The 14,083-nt window shown below is 66.2% G+C and carries 11 protein-coding genes; 5 read left to right on the forward strand and 6 right to left on the reverse strand.

Going from position 1 to position 14,083, the window contains the following annotated elements; genetic code table 11:
• The first annotated feature begins 21 nt into the window (after nt 1-21).
• The 3 genes from CUJ91_RS23415 (at nt 22) to CUJ91_RS23425 (ending at nt 5,202) form a co-directional block, all read left to right on the forward strand.
• Nucleotides 22-1,686, forward strand: a complete 1,665-nt coding sequence (locus CUJ91_RS23415; protein ID WP_029970625.1) for an alpha-amylase family protein — start codon at nt 22-24, stop codon at nt 1,684-1,686.
• Nucleotides 1,687-1,724: 38 nt separating this feature from the next.
• Nucleotides 1,725-3,071 carry a PQQ-dependent sugar dehydrogenase gene (locus CUJ91_RS23420; RefSeq protein ID WP_006047093.1) on the forward strand — a complete coding sequence of 449 codons (1,347 nt, stop codon included), beginning with the start codon at nt 1,725-1,727 and terminating at the stop codon, nt 3,069-3,071.
• Between the two features lie 148 nt (nt 3,072-3,219).
• Entirely contained in the window at nt 3,220-5,202 is a 1,983-nt protein-coding gene (locus tag CUJ91_RS23425; protein WP_006047094.1) for a DNA-binding protein, read from the forward strand.
• A gap of 35 nt (nt 5,203-5,237) precedes the next feature.
• Here the strand turns inward: CUJ91_RS23425 and CUJ91_RS23430 are convergent, their stop codons facing one another.
• The 3 genes from CUJ91_RS23430 to CUJ91_RS23440 all read right to left on the reverse strand — a co-directional run bounded on the left by CUJ91_RS23430 (nt 5,238) and on the right by CUJ91_RS23440 (nt 8,695).
• Nucleotides 5,238-5,558: a hypothetical protein gene (locus CUJ91_RS23430; RefSeq protein WP_114157275.1), complete on the reverse strand. Its 321-nt coding sequence runs from the start codon at nt 5,556-5,558 to the stop codon at nt 5,238-5,240.
• A 153-nt stretch (nt 5,559-5,711) separates the two neighbouring features.
• A complete protein-coding gene (locus CUJ91_RS23435; RefSeq protein ID WP_006047096.1) occupies nt 5,712-6,488 on the reverse strand; it encodes an endonuclease/exonuclease/phosphatase family protein in 777 nt (258 codons plus the stop codon).
• Nucleotides 6,485-8,695 (reverse strand): VTT domain-containing protein, encoded by a 2,211-nt coding sequence (locus CUJ91_RS23440; RefSeq protein ID WP_006047097.1) that lies wholly within the window; start codon nt 8,693-8,695, stop codon nt 6,485-6,487. The genes CUJ91_RS23435 and CUJ91_RS23440 overlap by 4 nt, the downstream gene beginning before the upstream one ends.
• A gap of 303 nt (nt 8,696-8,998) precedes the next feature.
• Between CUJ91_RS23440 and CUJ91_RS23445 the strand changes: the two genes are divergently transcribed.
• Both CUJ91_RS23445 and CUJ91_RS23450 read left to right on the forward strand, forming a co-directional pair.
• Nucleotides 8,999-10,264, forward strand: coding sequence for an aldose epimerase family protein (locus CUJ91_RS23445; protein WP_114157276.1), 1,266 nt, complete (start codon nt 8,999-9,001; stop codon nt 10,262-10,264).
• Nucleotides 10,265-10,327: 63 nt separating this feature from the next.
• Nucleotides 10,328-10,561 (forward strand): DUF2795 domain-containing protein, encoded by a 234-nt coding sequence (locus CUJ91_RS23450; protein ID WP_006047099.1) that lies wholly within the window; start codon nt 10,328-10,330, stop codon nt 10,559-10,561.
• A 126-nt stretch (nt 10,562-10,687) separates the two neighbouring features.
• On the opposite strand, the gene CUJ91_RS23455 is transcribed toward CUJ91_RS23450, so the two are convergent.
• The 3 genes from CUJ91_RS23455 to CUJ91_RS23465 all read right to left on the reverse strand — a co-directional run bounded on the left by CUJ91_RS23455 (nt 10,688) and on the right by CUJ91_RS23465 (nt 13,977).
• Nucleotides 10,688-11,365: a hypothetical protein gene (locus CUJ91_RS23455; RefSeq protein ID WP_006047100.1), complete on the reverse strand. Its 678-nt coding sequence runs from the start codon at nt 11,363-11,365 to the stop codon at nt 10,688-10,690.
• Nucleotides 11,362-12,768 carry a selenium-binding protein SBP56-related protein gene (locus CUJ91_RS23460; RefSeq protein WP_006047101.1) on the reverse strand — a complete coding sequence of 469 codons (1,407 nt, stop codon included), beginning with the start codon at nt 12,766-12,768 and terminating at the stop codon, nt 11,362-11,364. The genes CUJ91_RS23455 and CUJ91_RS23460 overlap by 4 nt, the downstream gene beginning before the upstream one ends.
• A gap of 207 nt (nt 12,769-12,975) precedes the next feature.
• Nucleotides 12,976-13,977 carry a sulfonate ABC transporter substrate-binding protein gene (locus CUJ91_RS23465; protein WP_006047102.1) on the reverse strand — a complete coding sequence of 334 codons (1,002 nt, stop codon included), beginning with the start codon at nt 13,975-13,977 and terminating at the stop codon, nt 12,976-12,978.
• Nucleotides 13,978-14,083 lie beyond the last annotated feature (106 nt).

The raw sequence follows: 14,083 nt of genomic DNA on the forward strand, positions 1-14,083 counted from the left end.
ATGGCGCAAGGCGCAGGTTGCATGCTCAATGACCTTTGGTACAAGAACGCGATTGTGTATTGCCTCTCGGTAGGCACGTTCATGGACGCGAACGGCGACGGTGTCGGCGACTTCAAGGGCCTTCTGCGCCGCCTCGACTACCTGCAGGGGCTCGGCGTGACGACGGTGTGGCTGATGCCTTTCCAGCCTTCGCCGGGGCGCGATAACGGCTACGACATCTGCGACTACTACAACGTCGATCCGAAATACGGCACGCTCGGCGACTTCTCCGAGTTCACGCATGCGTGCCGCGAGCGCGGCTTGCGCGTGATGATCGACCTGGTCATTAATCACACGTCCGATCAGCACCCGTGGTTCAGGGAAGCACGCAGCGATCCTGAGTCGCAGTATCGCGACTGGTATGTCTGGTCCGACAGGCAGCCGCCGAACGCCAAAGACGGCGTGGTATTTCCCGGCGTGCAGAAGTCCACATGGTCGTTCGACAAGCAGGCGAAGCGCTGGTATTTCCATCGCTTCTACGACTTTCAGCCGGACCTCAACACGGCGAACCCGTACGTGCGCGCGGAATTGCTGAAGATCATGGGCTTCTGGATCCAGCTCGGCGTGTCGGGCTTTCGCATGGACGCGGTGCCTTTCGTGATCGCGACGAAAGGCCCGAAGGTCAAGAAGCCCGTCGAGCAATACGACATGCTGCGCGCGTTTCGCGAGTTCCTGCAATGGCGTCAGGGCGACGCGATCATTCTCGCCGAGGCCAACGTGCTGCCCAATACCGACCTCGAATATTTCGGCGATCAGGGCGAGCGTCTGCAGATGATGTTCAATTTCCAGCTCAATCAGCACACGTTCTACACGCTGGCAACCGGCGATACCGCGCCGCTGAAAAAAGCGCTGACGGCCACGCGGCCGCGTCCGTCGACCGCGCAATGGGGCGTGTTTCTGCGCAATCACGACGAGCTCGATCTTGGCCGCCTCACGCCCGAGCAGCGCGACGCCGTGTTTGCCGCGTTCGCGCCCGAGCCCGACATGCAGCTCTATGAGCGCGGCATTCGCCGCCGGCTTGCGCCGATGCTCGCGGGCGACCGGCGCCGGCTCGAACTCGCCTACAGTCTGATGCTGACGTTACCCGGCACGCCGGTGTTCCGTTACGGCGATGAAATCGGCATGGGCGACGACCTGCGCCTGCCCGAGCGCGAATGCGCGCGCACGCCGATGCAATGGTCGACGGAACCGGAAGGCGGCTTCACCAAGCACCCGAAGCCGCCGTGCCGCGTGATCACGGGCGGCGCTTACGGGTTCGAGCGCATCAATGTCGCGACGCAGCGGCGCGATCCGAATTCGCTGCTGAACTGGATGGAACGCATGATCCGCATGCGCCGCGAAGTGCCGGAAATCAGTTGGGGCGACTTCGCCGTGCTGCGCACCTCGCGCAACGATGTGCTCGCGCTTCGCTACGACTGGCGCAACAACTCGGTGATATGCCTGCATAACTTCGGCGCGCAGGCATGCACGGTGAAATTCCGCTCGGGCTGCAAGGAGCCGGAACAGAACCGGCTCATCAACCTGCTCTCGGACGATCACAGCGAGGAGAAGGACGACGGCCGTCATGCGGTCGTGCTCGAGCCGTATGGCTATCGATGGTTTCGGGTCGGCGGGCTCGATTATCTGCTACGGCGCGGCGAGGTCTAGGCACGCGCATAAAATCCGCAACCTGCGAGGCGAATGTAATGAACAAGCTTCACACGCGATGGGCCGAAGCGCGCCTCGGCGCAGTCGCCGCGATGCTCGCGCTGAGTCTGGCCGCCTGCGCGTCGACGACGGAGGACATCGGCGACACGGGTTTGGGACCGCGTCCCGAACTGCCGTCGCCGCAAACCTCGCTGCTGCCGACCATCAACATCGCGCCCGTGCAAACGCGCTCGAGCCAGAGCATCCCCATCGCGCCGCCGGGCTTCACGGTGACGGCCTTCGCGAGCGGGCTCGAGCATCCGCGCTGGGTGTATCCGCTGCCTGACGGCGATCTGCTGGTCGCCGAGAGCAATGCGCCCGCGCAGCACGACGAGCACGGCGGCATTGTCGGCTGGGTTCGCAAGCAGGTAATGAAGTTCGTGATGAAGCGCGCGGGCGCGGGCGTGCCGAGTCCCGACCGGATCGTGCTGCTGCGCGGCCAGGGCGGCACCGCGCAAAGCCGCAGCGTGCTGATCTCGGGGCTTCATTCGCCGTTCGGCATGGCGCTCGTCGGCGACTCGCTGTATGTCGCGGACACCGACGCGCTGCTGCGCTTTCCGTATCGCGCGGGCGATACGCAGATCACAACACCCGGCGAGAAGGTGGCCGATCTGCCGGCCGGGCCGATCAATCATCACTGGACCAAGAATGTGGTGGCGAGCCGCGACGGGCAGCGTCTCTATGTGACGGTCGGCTCGAACAGCAACGTCGGGGAAAACGGCATCGAGGCCGAAGAGGGGCACGCGATGATCCTCGAATTCACGCCCGCGACGGGGCGCTCCCGCGTGTTCGCAGCGGGGCTGCGCAATCCGAACGGGATGGACTGGCAGCCGGAGAGCGGCGCGTTGTGGGCCGCCGTCAACGAACGCGACGAATTGGGCGATAACCTCGTGCCCGACTACATGACCGCGGTGAAGGACGGCGGCTTTTACGGCTTCCCCTACAGCTATTACGGCCAGCACGTCGATACGCGCGTGAAGGAGCAGCGGCCCGACAAGGTGGCGAGCGCGCTCACGCCGGACTATGCGCTCGGCAATCACACGGCATCGCTCGGACTTGCGTTCTATACCGGCAGGAGCTTTCCGCAGCATTACTGGGGCGGCGCTTTCGTCGGCCAGCACGGCTCGTGGAATCGCAAGGAATACAGCGGCTACAAGGTCGTTTTCGTGCCGTTCGAGCACGGGCGGCCGGCGGGCATGCCGGAGACTTTCCTGAGCGGCTTTCTCAGCGCCGATGGCCACGCGCTCGGGCGGCCCGTCGGCGTCGCCGTCGATAAGGCCGGCGCGTTGTATGTCGCCGACGATGTCGGCAACGTGGTCTGGAAGGTGGTGTATAGCGGCAAGTGACGATGCGGCCTGTTCGAGCCGCGGCGCGCGCGCGGATCAGGCCGCCGCGGCCTCGCGGCATTGCCGCATTGCCCGGTAAAATACCTGCCACTCACGACGGCGCGGAACGCTCCATCCCCGCCTGCTTACTTTGATTTTCGAGGCGTTCATGTCCATGGAAACAGACATCGTCACCGACGAACGGGTGGCTCAAATCGCGGACCGCATGGCCGGCGAAGGCAAGAAGGTGTCCGCGCTGGCAATCTGGGGCGAACTGCGCTGCGGTTCGATCGTCGCCGTGTCGGCGGCCGTCGAGCGTTGGCGGCAAGCGCGCCAGCCTGCGTCGGCGGAGGCGCCGGCGTCGGTCATGACCGGCTTGCCGGACGACGTCGCGCAAACCATGCTGAGCGCCGCCGGCAATCTGTGGGCGAGCGCGCGCGAGGAAGCCGAGCGGGTCGTCAATCAGCGGCTCGCGCTGGCGGGCGGCCACGCGGAGGCGCTCGCCGCCGAGCGTGACGAGGCGCTCGCCGAGTATCAGAACACGCTCGCCGAGGCCGAACTCGCGCGCGAACGCGTCGCGACGCTCACGAACGCGCTGAGCATTTCCGAAGAGGCCGTGAATCGCCTCGCGACCGAACTGTCGGCGCTGCGGGACCGTGCAAAGACCGCGGAGGATCGCGTCGCTGAACTCGAGGACCGCGCCGCGGCGGCGGAGGCGCGCGTTGCGCAGACGGAGGAACGCGAGGCCGCCAGCGAGGCGCGTGTCGGGGAGGCGGAGGAGCGGGCGTTGGCTGCGGAGGCGCGTATTGCGGAGGCTGACGAGCGGGCATCGGCGGCCGAAGCGCGCGTCGTGCAAACGGAAGAGCGGGCGTTGGCCGCTGAAGCGCGGATCGCGGAGGCTGACGAGCGCGCATTCGCCGCAGAAGCGCGCGTCACGCAAACCGAGGAGCGGGCGTTGGCCGCTGAAGCGCGGATCGCCGAAGCTGACGAGCGCGCATCCACTGCTGAAGCTCGCGTCGCGCAAACCGAAGAACGCGCATCGGCCGCCGAAGCTCGCGCGACCGAGACCGACGAGCGCGTACGAGACGCCGAAGGCCGCGTGGCTCACGCCGAGGAACGCGCATCGACGGCGGAAGCTCGCCTTGCCGAAGCCGAGCAACACGCGTCGGCTATGCAAGCCCGCCTCGAAGCCGCTGAAACGTCGCTGACCGAAGAGCGCGGCGCACGCGAAGCGTTGAACGCCGCGACCGTCGCCAGGGACGAAGAAATCGCGCGGCTGATCGCCGAGCGCGACGCCGCGCACGAGAAAGCGGCCGCGTTGGGCGAAGCCGGCGAGGCCCACGCGAGAGAAGTCCAACGATGGGCGGACGAATCGAACGCGGCGTCATCGCGTGCACAGGACGCCGCGTTGCAAGCCAGCGAAAGCCTCGCGCAACTCGCCGCGCTGCAGACCGAGCTTGACCAGGCGCGCGCCGAACTCGCGGCAGAGCGCGACGCGCACGCGGCTCACGGCGACGAAGCCGCGGCTCAGCGCGCCGAGGTCGAGCGCGTGCAGCACGAACTCGCCGCCGCGCGCGATCAGCTTGCGGCGATGAGCGAGGCCAACGCGGCGGCGACGGCTGAAACGACCCGGCTCGCCCAGGATGCGTCGGCGGCAACGAGCCGCGCGCAGGCGGCCGAACAGCGCGTCGCGGAACTGGAGCGTCAGCTTGCCGAACTCGAAACGGCGCACGCGCAGCAGCAGGGCACGTCGCCGGAAGGACTGTCCGCCGACGATGAGTCGAAAGAAGCCGTAATGGCCGACGAGATCGCGTCGCTGCGCCGTCAGATGACGAGTCAGGCGAAGGCTCACGAAAAGGCCTACGCCGAACTGCGCACGCTCGCCGAGCAGTGGATCGCGCATGCCAAGGAACTCAAGCAGCGCCTGAGCGCGACCAATCAGAAAGTGACGTTCCTCGACGCCCGCAGCGCCGCCGAAGTCGCGCTCTTGCGCAGGTTGTCATCGGAACTCGAGCGGCTGAAGCCGGACCACGATCTGATTTCACGCGACGCGCAGCAGAAATTCATCAGCGCGACGCTCGCCGAACGTCTTGAGCAGAAGGGCTATCGCTACGATCCGGCAACGGCGGTCATGTCGAAGATCGAGGCTTGATCGACTGACGGACTGACCGCGCCGCTCGCGCCGACTTATAACGGCTTGGGCGGCGAGCCGTCGTCGTCGACGCTATGGCTGCCCGCGCCCGGCGGCGAGATCGTGTCGCGCAGTTGCGTCTCTTTGGGGTCCTTCGGCACGACCTTGTCGGCGTCGGCTTCGTCGATGGCGTCGAGCTGACTGCCGCCCGGCGTGCGCGGCGTGCCGGGCGCGGGCGACGGAATCGGCTGCGGCTGAGCCGGCCCCGGCCCCGACATGCCCTCGCGTGAAGGCGTGGACGGCGAGGGCGGCGCGACAGGCTCGTTGTTCGGACTGGAAGAACGCGAAGTGGAAGAACGGTCGGGCTGCTCGGTCATGAGGGATCTCCTGGCTGAGATTGCAAGCTGAGGGCGGTGCCAGTCCATAGCGAACGACACCAATCGCAATGTCTACGGCAAACGCAGCACGCGCCGTTCCATCAAGCCCTCGCAACAACGACAACAACCCGCCGTTCGCCACAAGCATTCAATTCAGCGCAACACCCGCGCGACCAGCGGCAGATGATCCGACGCAATACGCGCCGGCCTGCTTCTATCCACCTCGATATCGACGAGACGCGCGGCCGGATGCACCCACACGCGGTCGAGCGCAAACGCCGGAAAGCGCGACGGAAACGTGCGCGGCGCGGCGACCCGGCCAAAGCGCGTGAGCAGCGCCCGCAGCGGCCATCCCCACACGAACCATTCGTTCAGATCGCCGAGCAGGATCACGGGAAGATCGGGCGTATCGAACGCTTCGAGCAACAGCCGCACCTGGGCACGTCGTTCGCGCGCCGACAGGCCGAGATGCGTCGCGACGATCCGCATCAAGCCATTACCGGTGTCGATGTCGACATCGAGCGCGCCGCGCGCTTCGCGGCTGCCGAACGACAGGTCCAGCGTGCGCACCGCGAGCACCGGCAGATTGGTCAGCACCGCGTTGCCGAAGCGCCGGTCGGGTCCGTCGAGCGTCGGGCCGGGCACCGCGTGCATGCCGGTCAGGTCCTGCAATTCGCGCAGCACGTCGATGCTCGCCGCGCCGCCGAGCGGCACTTCCTGCAACGCGACCACGTCGGCGTTCAAGGCCGCGATCACTTCGGCGATGCGCGCCGCCGAGCGTTTGCCGTCCGTGCCCACCGCGCCGTGAATGTTGTATGTGACGATGCGCAGCGGCTCCCCCGCGTCGCGTGTATGAGCCGACGCTGTACGCACGCGCGGCACGGGCTGCGCTTCTTCGAGGGTCACGGTTTCGTTGGCGCGGCCACTCATTGCCGCCTCATCAGCATGCGCCGCAAGACGAGCGACATGGACACCAGCGCCACGCCGATCGCGGCCACCAGCAGCAACGAAAGCGGCGTCGGATGCCTGACCGCCGTGACGAGTTGGCGAGCAAACGACGTCGCCAGCAAGACGCCCGGCGCCATGCCGATCGCGGTGCCCGCCATGAAATCCCAGAAGCGGATATGCGATGCGCCCGCCGCGAGATTGACGATCGAAAACGGCGCGACCGGCACGAGCCGCAACAGGATCACCGCGACGAGTCCCTTGCTGCGCAAGCGTTCGCTGAGCTGATTCAGGCGCGCGCCGGCCAGTTCGCGCACGGCGTCGCGGCCGAGCCAGGCGCCCACCGCCCAGCCCGCCGCCGCGGCGATCAGCGTCCCCGTGAGCGCATAGGCGGCGCCCGCTATCGCGCCGAACACGAGGCCCGTCACGGCGATCAGCAACGTCACCGGCACCGAAAGCAGCGCGGCCACCACGTACATCGCCACCACCGCAATCGGGCCGAAGTGCGTGGCCGCGAGCCGTTGCGTCTCCGAGGTGAGCTTCGCGAAGCTGAGTTCGTGACCGAACGGCGTGAAGCGCCAGACGACAGTGAGCGCGACGACGCCGAGCGCCAGCGCGCCGAGCACCAGCAACTTCGCAATCACCGGACGATGTGTCGGCTCCGGCAGGAACTGCGCGAGCAGTTCATTGGCGGCGATCGGCGCTTCGGGGTCGAGCACGTGAACGCCATCCGCGATGTCGCGCAGTTCGGGCGGCACTTCCGGCGTCAACGGTTCGAGCGTGCGCACCGAATCGCTGTTGCTCTTGATGCTCGCGATCGCCGCGTTGAGCCGGCCATGCCGCGCGAGCGCCTCGTCCACGTCGGCTTCGCTCGAATCGAGATGTTCGGCGAGCAGGCGGTTGCGAATCCGCGCGATCGCCGCTTGCCGCTCGGGATTGTCGCGGGCGTCGATCACGATGCAGCACTCGGAGTCGAGCACCATCGAACGATTGTTGAGGTTCGCGCTGCCGATCACGAGCAGCCGCTCGTCGACGATCATGATCTTGCTGTGCACGTTGATGAAGCGGCCGTTCGGCGCATCGACGGCGGGCGCGTACATCGCATAGCGGCCGTTGCTGTCCGCCGTTTTCAGCAGCTTGTGCAGACGGGCGCGCAGCACGCCCATCGTCGCTTCCTGAAGCCAGCCGCTCTGCCGGTACGGACACACGACGGCGAGATCGGGGCCGTCCGGTTCCGCGATACGCTTTTGCAGCGCCGAGCCGACCGAATTCGCCGTGAAGTACTGGTTCTCGATATAGATGTTGCGGCGCGCGGCGGCCACGGCGGCCAGATGCAGCGCCTTCACCTGCTGGATCGCGGGCCGGCCGTCGTAGGCCGGCTCCGTGAGCGAGATGCCCAGATCGACGTCGGCGAAATCCGGCTCGATGTCGGACGGCCACAAATCCGTGCGCGGCGGCGACTTGCCGTTGAACGGCCGGCCGGCCTTGCCGCTGCGGCGCGAGCGGCGCCAGCGCTCGCGGGCCAGATGCGCGATGGCGGCGGCCGCGGGGCCGTCGAACATCAGTTGCGCGTCGTGCATCGGCTCGTAGCTCGTCTTGCCGAGATTCTTGCGCAGCGGATCGTCGGGCCGATGCTCGGGCGTGTCCCAGCGCGAGCCGGTGAGGTCGATGCCGCCGGTGAACGCGAGGCTGTCGTCGATCACGACGATTTTCTGGTGATGCGATGCACCGAGCGGATGCCGGCCGTCGAGCCGGAACCACAAGCGGCGGTGCGCATGCCACGCCGGTTTGTACGAGGGCAGCCATTCGCGCTCGAACGCATACAGCATCGCGAAATCCCAGCCGAGCAGATAGATGCGCAACTGCGGATTCGCGTCGAGCACCGCGCATAGGAACTCGGAAAGTTTCGGCGGAAAGCCGTCGTCGACGCCGCCGGGAACCAGCTCGATGCGGCTGTCGATATCCCAGCCGAGGATGAACACCGAATGACGCGCGCGCGGAATCACCTTGCGCAGGACCGCGTAGTACGAAGCCGCGTCGATCAGCACGCTTGCGCGGTGCGCCTGGAGAATCCATTCGCAGGTGGAGCCGGTGTCCATCACCGCGCCGTTCGGGACGGCGGGCGGCGCGTCGGCGGTATCGCGCGACGGCGGGTCGAGCAGTTCGGATTGCATCGGGTCGGGTTCACTCATGGCGGCGCGTGCTGCGGGTTTGTGCAACGGGTTCGTGCAAAAGGGTCGTGCAGCGGGTTCGTGCAGCGGTCAGTGGCAACCGGCATGCAAGTCGCATTCCACGGCATGTCAGCCGGGTGCATTCGACCGCGTGTGACTGCGCTCGCCGCTATTGCAAGCGGCGGGCGGCGTGTATTTGCTCTACGTCCGTTGAAAATTTGGCAGACATAATGCTGCGACCGTTTAAAGCCCCGCGAGAGGCCTGGCGCACGCGCGAGGCATGCGCTTTGCAAAGCGCTGCCTATTTGCTTCCAGGAGTCGTGCATGAATTCGCAGGCACCGTATGTCGTCGCGCGATCCGGCGAAGGCGCGCCCCGCAGCGCGAAAAATCGCGTGCAAGCGGGCACGGCGAGATTTGGCGGTGCGACGCTCGTGGCGCTGTCGTGCGCGTGGCTGCCATGCGTGTCCGTCGCGGGCTCGCTGACGCAGGCGCCGTATGGCGTTACCGCCGATGGTCATCCCGTCACGCGTTACACGCTCACGAACGCGCACGGCTTGACGGTGAGCTTTCTGAGCTATGGCGGCGTCATCAGCGAGCTTCGCACGCCGGACCGTCATGGCCGCATGGCCAACATCGTGCTCGGCTTCGCGAGTCTTGCCGACTATGAGAAGTTCAACGGCAACATCCATTTCGGCGCGCTGATCGGCCGCTATGCGAACCGCATCGCGAACGGACGCTTTACCCTCGACGGCCAGACGTGGACGCTGCCCGTCAACGATCCGCCGAACACGCTGCACGGCGGTCCGTCGAGTTTCGATGCGAAGATATGGACCGTGAAGCCGGTCGAATCGCCCCACGGCGCGAGTGCCGAACTGAGCTACGTGAGCCCCGACGGCGAGAATGGGTTTCCGGGCACGCTCACCACGCGGGTCACCTACACGCTGACGGACGACGACGTGTTCCGCATCGACTATCAGGCGAGCACCGACAAGCCGACCGTCGTCAATCTCACCAATCACTCGTATTTCAATCTGGCGGGCGAGGGCAGCGGCAGCATCGAGCGGCAGACGATCCAGATCGGGGCGTCGCGCTACACGCCGACCGATTCGACGTCGATCCCAACCGGCGAACTCGCGAGCGTGGCCGGCACGCCGATGGACTTGCGCAAGCCGACCGCGATCGGCGAGCGGCTGCGTTCGTCGTTCAGGCAACTGGTCTACGCGCACGGCTTCGATCAGAACTGGGTGCTTGATGCGGCGCGGCAGGAAAGCAACGCGGCGGACAAGTCCAGCGAAAACGCGCCCCCGCGCTTTGCGGCGCGCGCCGTCGATCCGGCAAGCGGCCGCGTGCTCGAGCTTTATACGACGCAGCCCGGCTTGCAGTTCTACACCGCCAACGGCCTGAACGGCAGCGTGGTCGGCACATCGGGCAAGACCTACCGGCAGGGCGACGCGTTCGCGCTCGAGGCCGAGCATTTTCCGGATGCGCCGAACCAGCCGGCGTTTCCGTCGACGGTGCTGCGGCCCGGCGAGACGTTCCACGAAGTCACCGAGTGGCGTTTCAGAACGCAGGGCGCGGCGGGCAAATAAGCGCGCGGCACACATTATGCGAAACCGTTGAGACCAGGCTTTTCCACCGGCAAGGAGATGAATATGGCTCAGCATCCCGCTCGCTCGCAGAACCACCGCCATCCCGACGAACCGCGCATGGAGGAAATCGAACGCGCGCTCGAAGGGGCGGAGTTTCCGACCACCCGCGACAAGCTGGTCGAGCTTGCGCAGCGCAATGGCGCGGACGGCGAAGTTCTGGCCGTGCTCAAACGAATGGGTGATCGCTCTTTCGACAGTGTGTCGTCTGTGGTTCGGGAGGCTTCGAACGTGGAATAGGGCGGCTGTGCTGCGTCCATGATGCGTCGCTGCGTCCCTGCGGTCGTGATGCGGCGCTCGCAGCAGCGTAGTAGCGCGATAACGTGAATGGACCGCGCCGCGCGTTTCGGCGCGCGGTCCATCCATTCACGACCACGCAAAATCGCGCGCATTCAGCATGAGCGCAAGCGTGCCGACGAGAATAAAACTGAACGCCCAAATTGCGTCGAGATTGAACCAGCTTCGCGACACGAACCTGAGCCCGAGATAACGGTAGACGAGCCACGCGATCGCGCCGCCCGTGAGCACCATCGCCGCAGCATGCACGCCGGACACGACGAGCGCCATGCCGAGCCGCGACTGCATCAGCGTCTGCGCGGCTTCGTGCGCGCGGTCGAGATCGTTCGCGCTGCACAGGCCCAGGTAGATCGGCACGAGCATCAGTCCCGCGCCGTGCGCGAGCGCGATTGCGAACGACCACAGCGCGAGCCGCGACGGCGCAATGCGCGCGAGCACTCGCGGATGACGCCGCCACAGCAACAGGAAGACGCCGAAGCCGATCACGAGCGCGCTCGCGCCCGCCTGGATTTCGCGCTGCCACGCGAGCAGCGCGCCGAGCATCGCGAACGGCATCACCATCAGGAAGATCGCCAGCACATGGCCGGTCGCGAGCCACAGCAGCGCGCTAACAAGCGCGCACGCTTTCCGTTGCATCAATGCGCTCGATACGGCGAGCGGCCATCCCATCGCCGGATTTGCGCCGTGATAACAACCGCTTGCGACGACCGCGAGCCACAGGCCCGCGTGCGACCAGCCTGCGCTCAAACGCCCACCGACGGATAGCAGAACGAATCCGTCGAGCAGTCGCCGCCTTCCAGACGGATCTGATGCGCGCGGTAGCCGTCGGGGAACCTGACCCAGAAATCGTCCGCGAGCGCGAGGCCGCCCGCCGGGTCCGCATGCGCCATCACCTGCGCGGCGGGCACGCCGTTCGGATAGAACTGGTTATCCCACGTCGAGTAAAGCGAGTTGGTCCAGTAGACGCGCTTGCCGTCCCGGCTGATCTCGACCATCTGCGGGCCGCCCGTGAACGCCTCGCCGTTCGGATGCGGCGTGCGCCGCACGATGCCGCCAAGATGCACAGAGCCGGCGAGCTTCGGCTTGCGCGGCTCGGTCACGTCGTATTGGCGCATTTCGCCGGTGCCCCAGCAGGCGACGTAAAGAAATTTATCGTCGATGGAAAGATCGATGTCCGTGACGAGCGGCGGCACGGCGCCGAATCCTTGCAGCAGCGGCGGCAGCGATGCCGGGTCGGCGGGCTCCGGTGGAATGGTCGCCGTCTTCTCGATGTGAAACTGTCCGCCTTCGCGCCACCAGGTCCAGATCGAGCCTTCGAGATTGGTCGTGTCGACCACCACGCCGATAAAGCCGTATTCGCGGCTCGGGTCGTGCGCGGGCCGCACTTCGAGCGCCATCTGGTGATTCGCGCCGAGATCTATCGTCTGCACATTGCGCCGCGCGCGAAGGTCCCAGAAGTGCACGGCGTGGCCGTATTTGTTCGCGAGCAGGTCCTCAGGCACGATGCCGTTTTCGAACTGCGGCGGCAACGCCCATTCGCTCGACACCATGTAGTCGCGCGGCAGATTCCACCAGAAGTCGTAGTGCTTTTGCTGCGGACCACGGTCGATTTCCCAGCGGCCGAGCACCTCGAACGTTTCGCAGTCCATGATGAAGATGCCGGGAGGGCCGTCGGTGCCGTCCGGCCCTGCGCCGCCGAGCGTGCTCACGTAAATGCCTTCGGGTCCGCAATGAACCGTGTGCGGACGCGAATAGCCGGTCTTGCGGAAGATTTCCTCGGGCTCGATGATCTTGTGAATCTTCGCCTCGGTCGGATGCGGCTTCGTATCGACGATGTAAATGCGCGACGAGCGCATGCCCGGAATGATCAGATAGCGCCGTTCGAGAAACGCGTGGCCGGTGAGCGGCGAGAGCGCCGACGAACACGCGTTCCAGCCGAAATGATGGAATTCGTCGCCCTTGTTCGGCACGGGCACCGTGTGAACCACCTGGCTATAAGTCGGCGAGCCGGGCTTCACGTCGATGACCGCGAGTGCGTCCGGCTGCGAGAAATCGGGGCTGAGCAGCAGCGTGTACGCGTATTCTTCCGCGGGCGCATCCATCGCGAGACGCGGCGAGGCGTGGAACGTGGGATCGGGGCGCATGCCCATGACGGTATCTCCTCTGTCTGGCTCGGGGCGTGGCGCGACGTGGGACCGCCGCCTTGCGCTGTGCGCGCTGAATCCACCGAGCGCGCCCCGGCTTTAGATTTAGTCCACCGCGGCCGCGAGAGCAACCCGGAGTTGTGCCGGGCTTTACAGGAAGCTATCCCGGGACACGGCTTTTAAGCGCTGGCCGCAGTGTCTGCAAGCTCCTGCTCAGGCCAGATTCGGCGGTCCGGCCCTCAGCACGTCGACGTGTTTCGGAATCAGGCCGAGGTCGAGGAACGCGTCCGCGATCTGCTGCTGTTCGCCGAGAATCGCGCGCGTGATGCGCTCGGTGCCGAACTGCTGACGCGCCACGGCGGCATCCACGACCGGTTTCGGCAAGCCCCAAAGCTGCGCCAGTTCGCTCGACAACTGGTCCTTGTTGCGGCTGCCCCATTGGTCGACCTTCTCGATTTCCTCGATCACGATCCGGATCACGTCGGGATTTTTCGCCACATAGCTCTGCGACGAGAAGTAGTAGCCGCGATTGCCGACGACGCCGCTCGCATCCGCCACCACGCGCGCGCCGAGCGTCTTTTGCGCGGCGGCGAAGAACGGGTCCCAGATCACCCATGCGTCGATGGAGGCGCGTTCGAACGCGGCGCGCGCATCGGCGGGCGCGAGGTAAGCCACGTTCACGTCGGAGTATTGCAGGCCATGCTGACGCAGCAGCTTGACGAGAAAGTAGTGGACGTTGCTGCCCCGGTTGAGCGCGATCTTCTTGCCCTTGAGATCCGCCACCGAGCGGATCGACGAGCCCGGCGGCACCAGCACGGCTTCGGATTGCGGCCGCGGCACCGTCGCCGCGACATAGGCGAGCGGCGCGCCGGCGGCCTGCGCGAAGATGGGCGGCGCTTCGCCGACATCGCCGAAATCAATCGAGCCGACGTTCAGCGCCTCGAGTTGCACGGGGCCAGCGGCAAACTCCGTCCAGCTCACAGATACATTCAGCGGCGCAAGCCGCTTTTCGAGCGTGCCGCGGCCTTTGAGCAGATTGAGGTAGCCCTTCTGATTGCCGATCCGCAGCGAGCGCGGCGCGGCTTGCGACGGCGCCTGCGCAAACGCGAGCGGCGACACCAGTGTCGAGACGGCGACCGATGCGGCTGCCGCGGCGGCGCCCACGGAGAGTTTGATGAACGAGCGGCGGTGGTTTCGATTTGTTGTCGTGGACATGGCAGGCGAAAAAGTTAGGGATGCATGGGCCGATCCATCGTACCCGCGGGCGCGAGCCTGACGAACCGATCTTTCGCCGTAAGCAAATCAGCGCAAATGGAATAGA

Source organism: Paraburkholderia graminis (genome assembly GCF_003330785.1).
Classification (GTDB): Bacteria; Pseudomonadota; Gammaproteobacteria; order Burkholderiales; family Burkholderiaceae; genus Paraburkholderia; species Paraburkholderia graminis.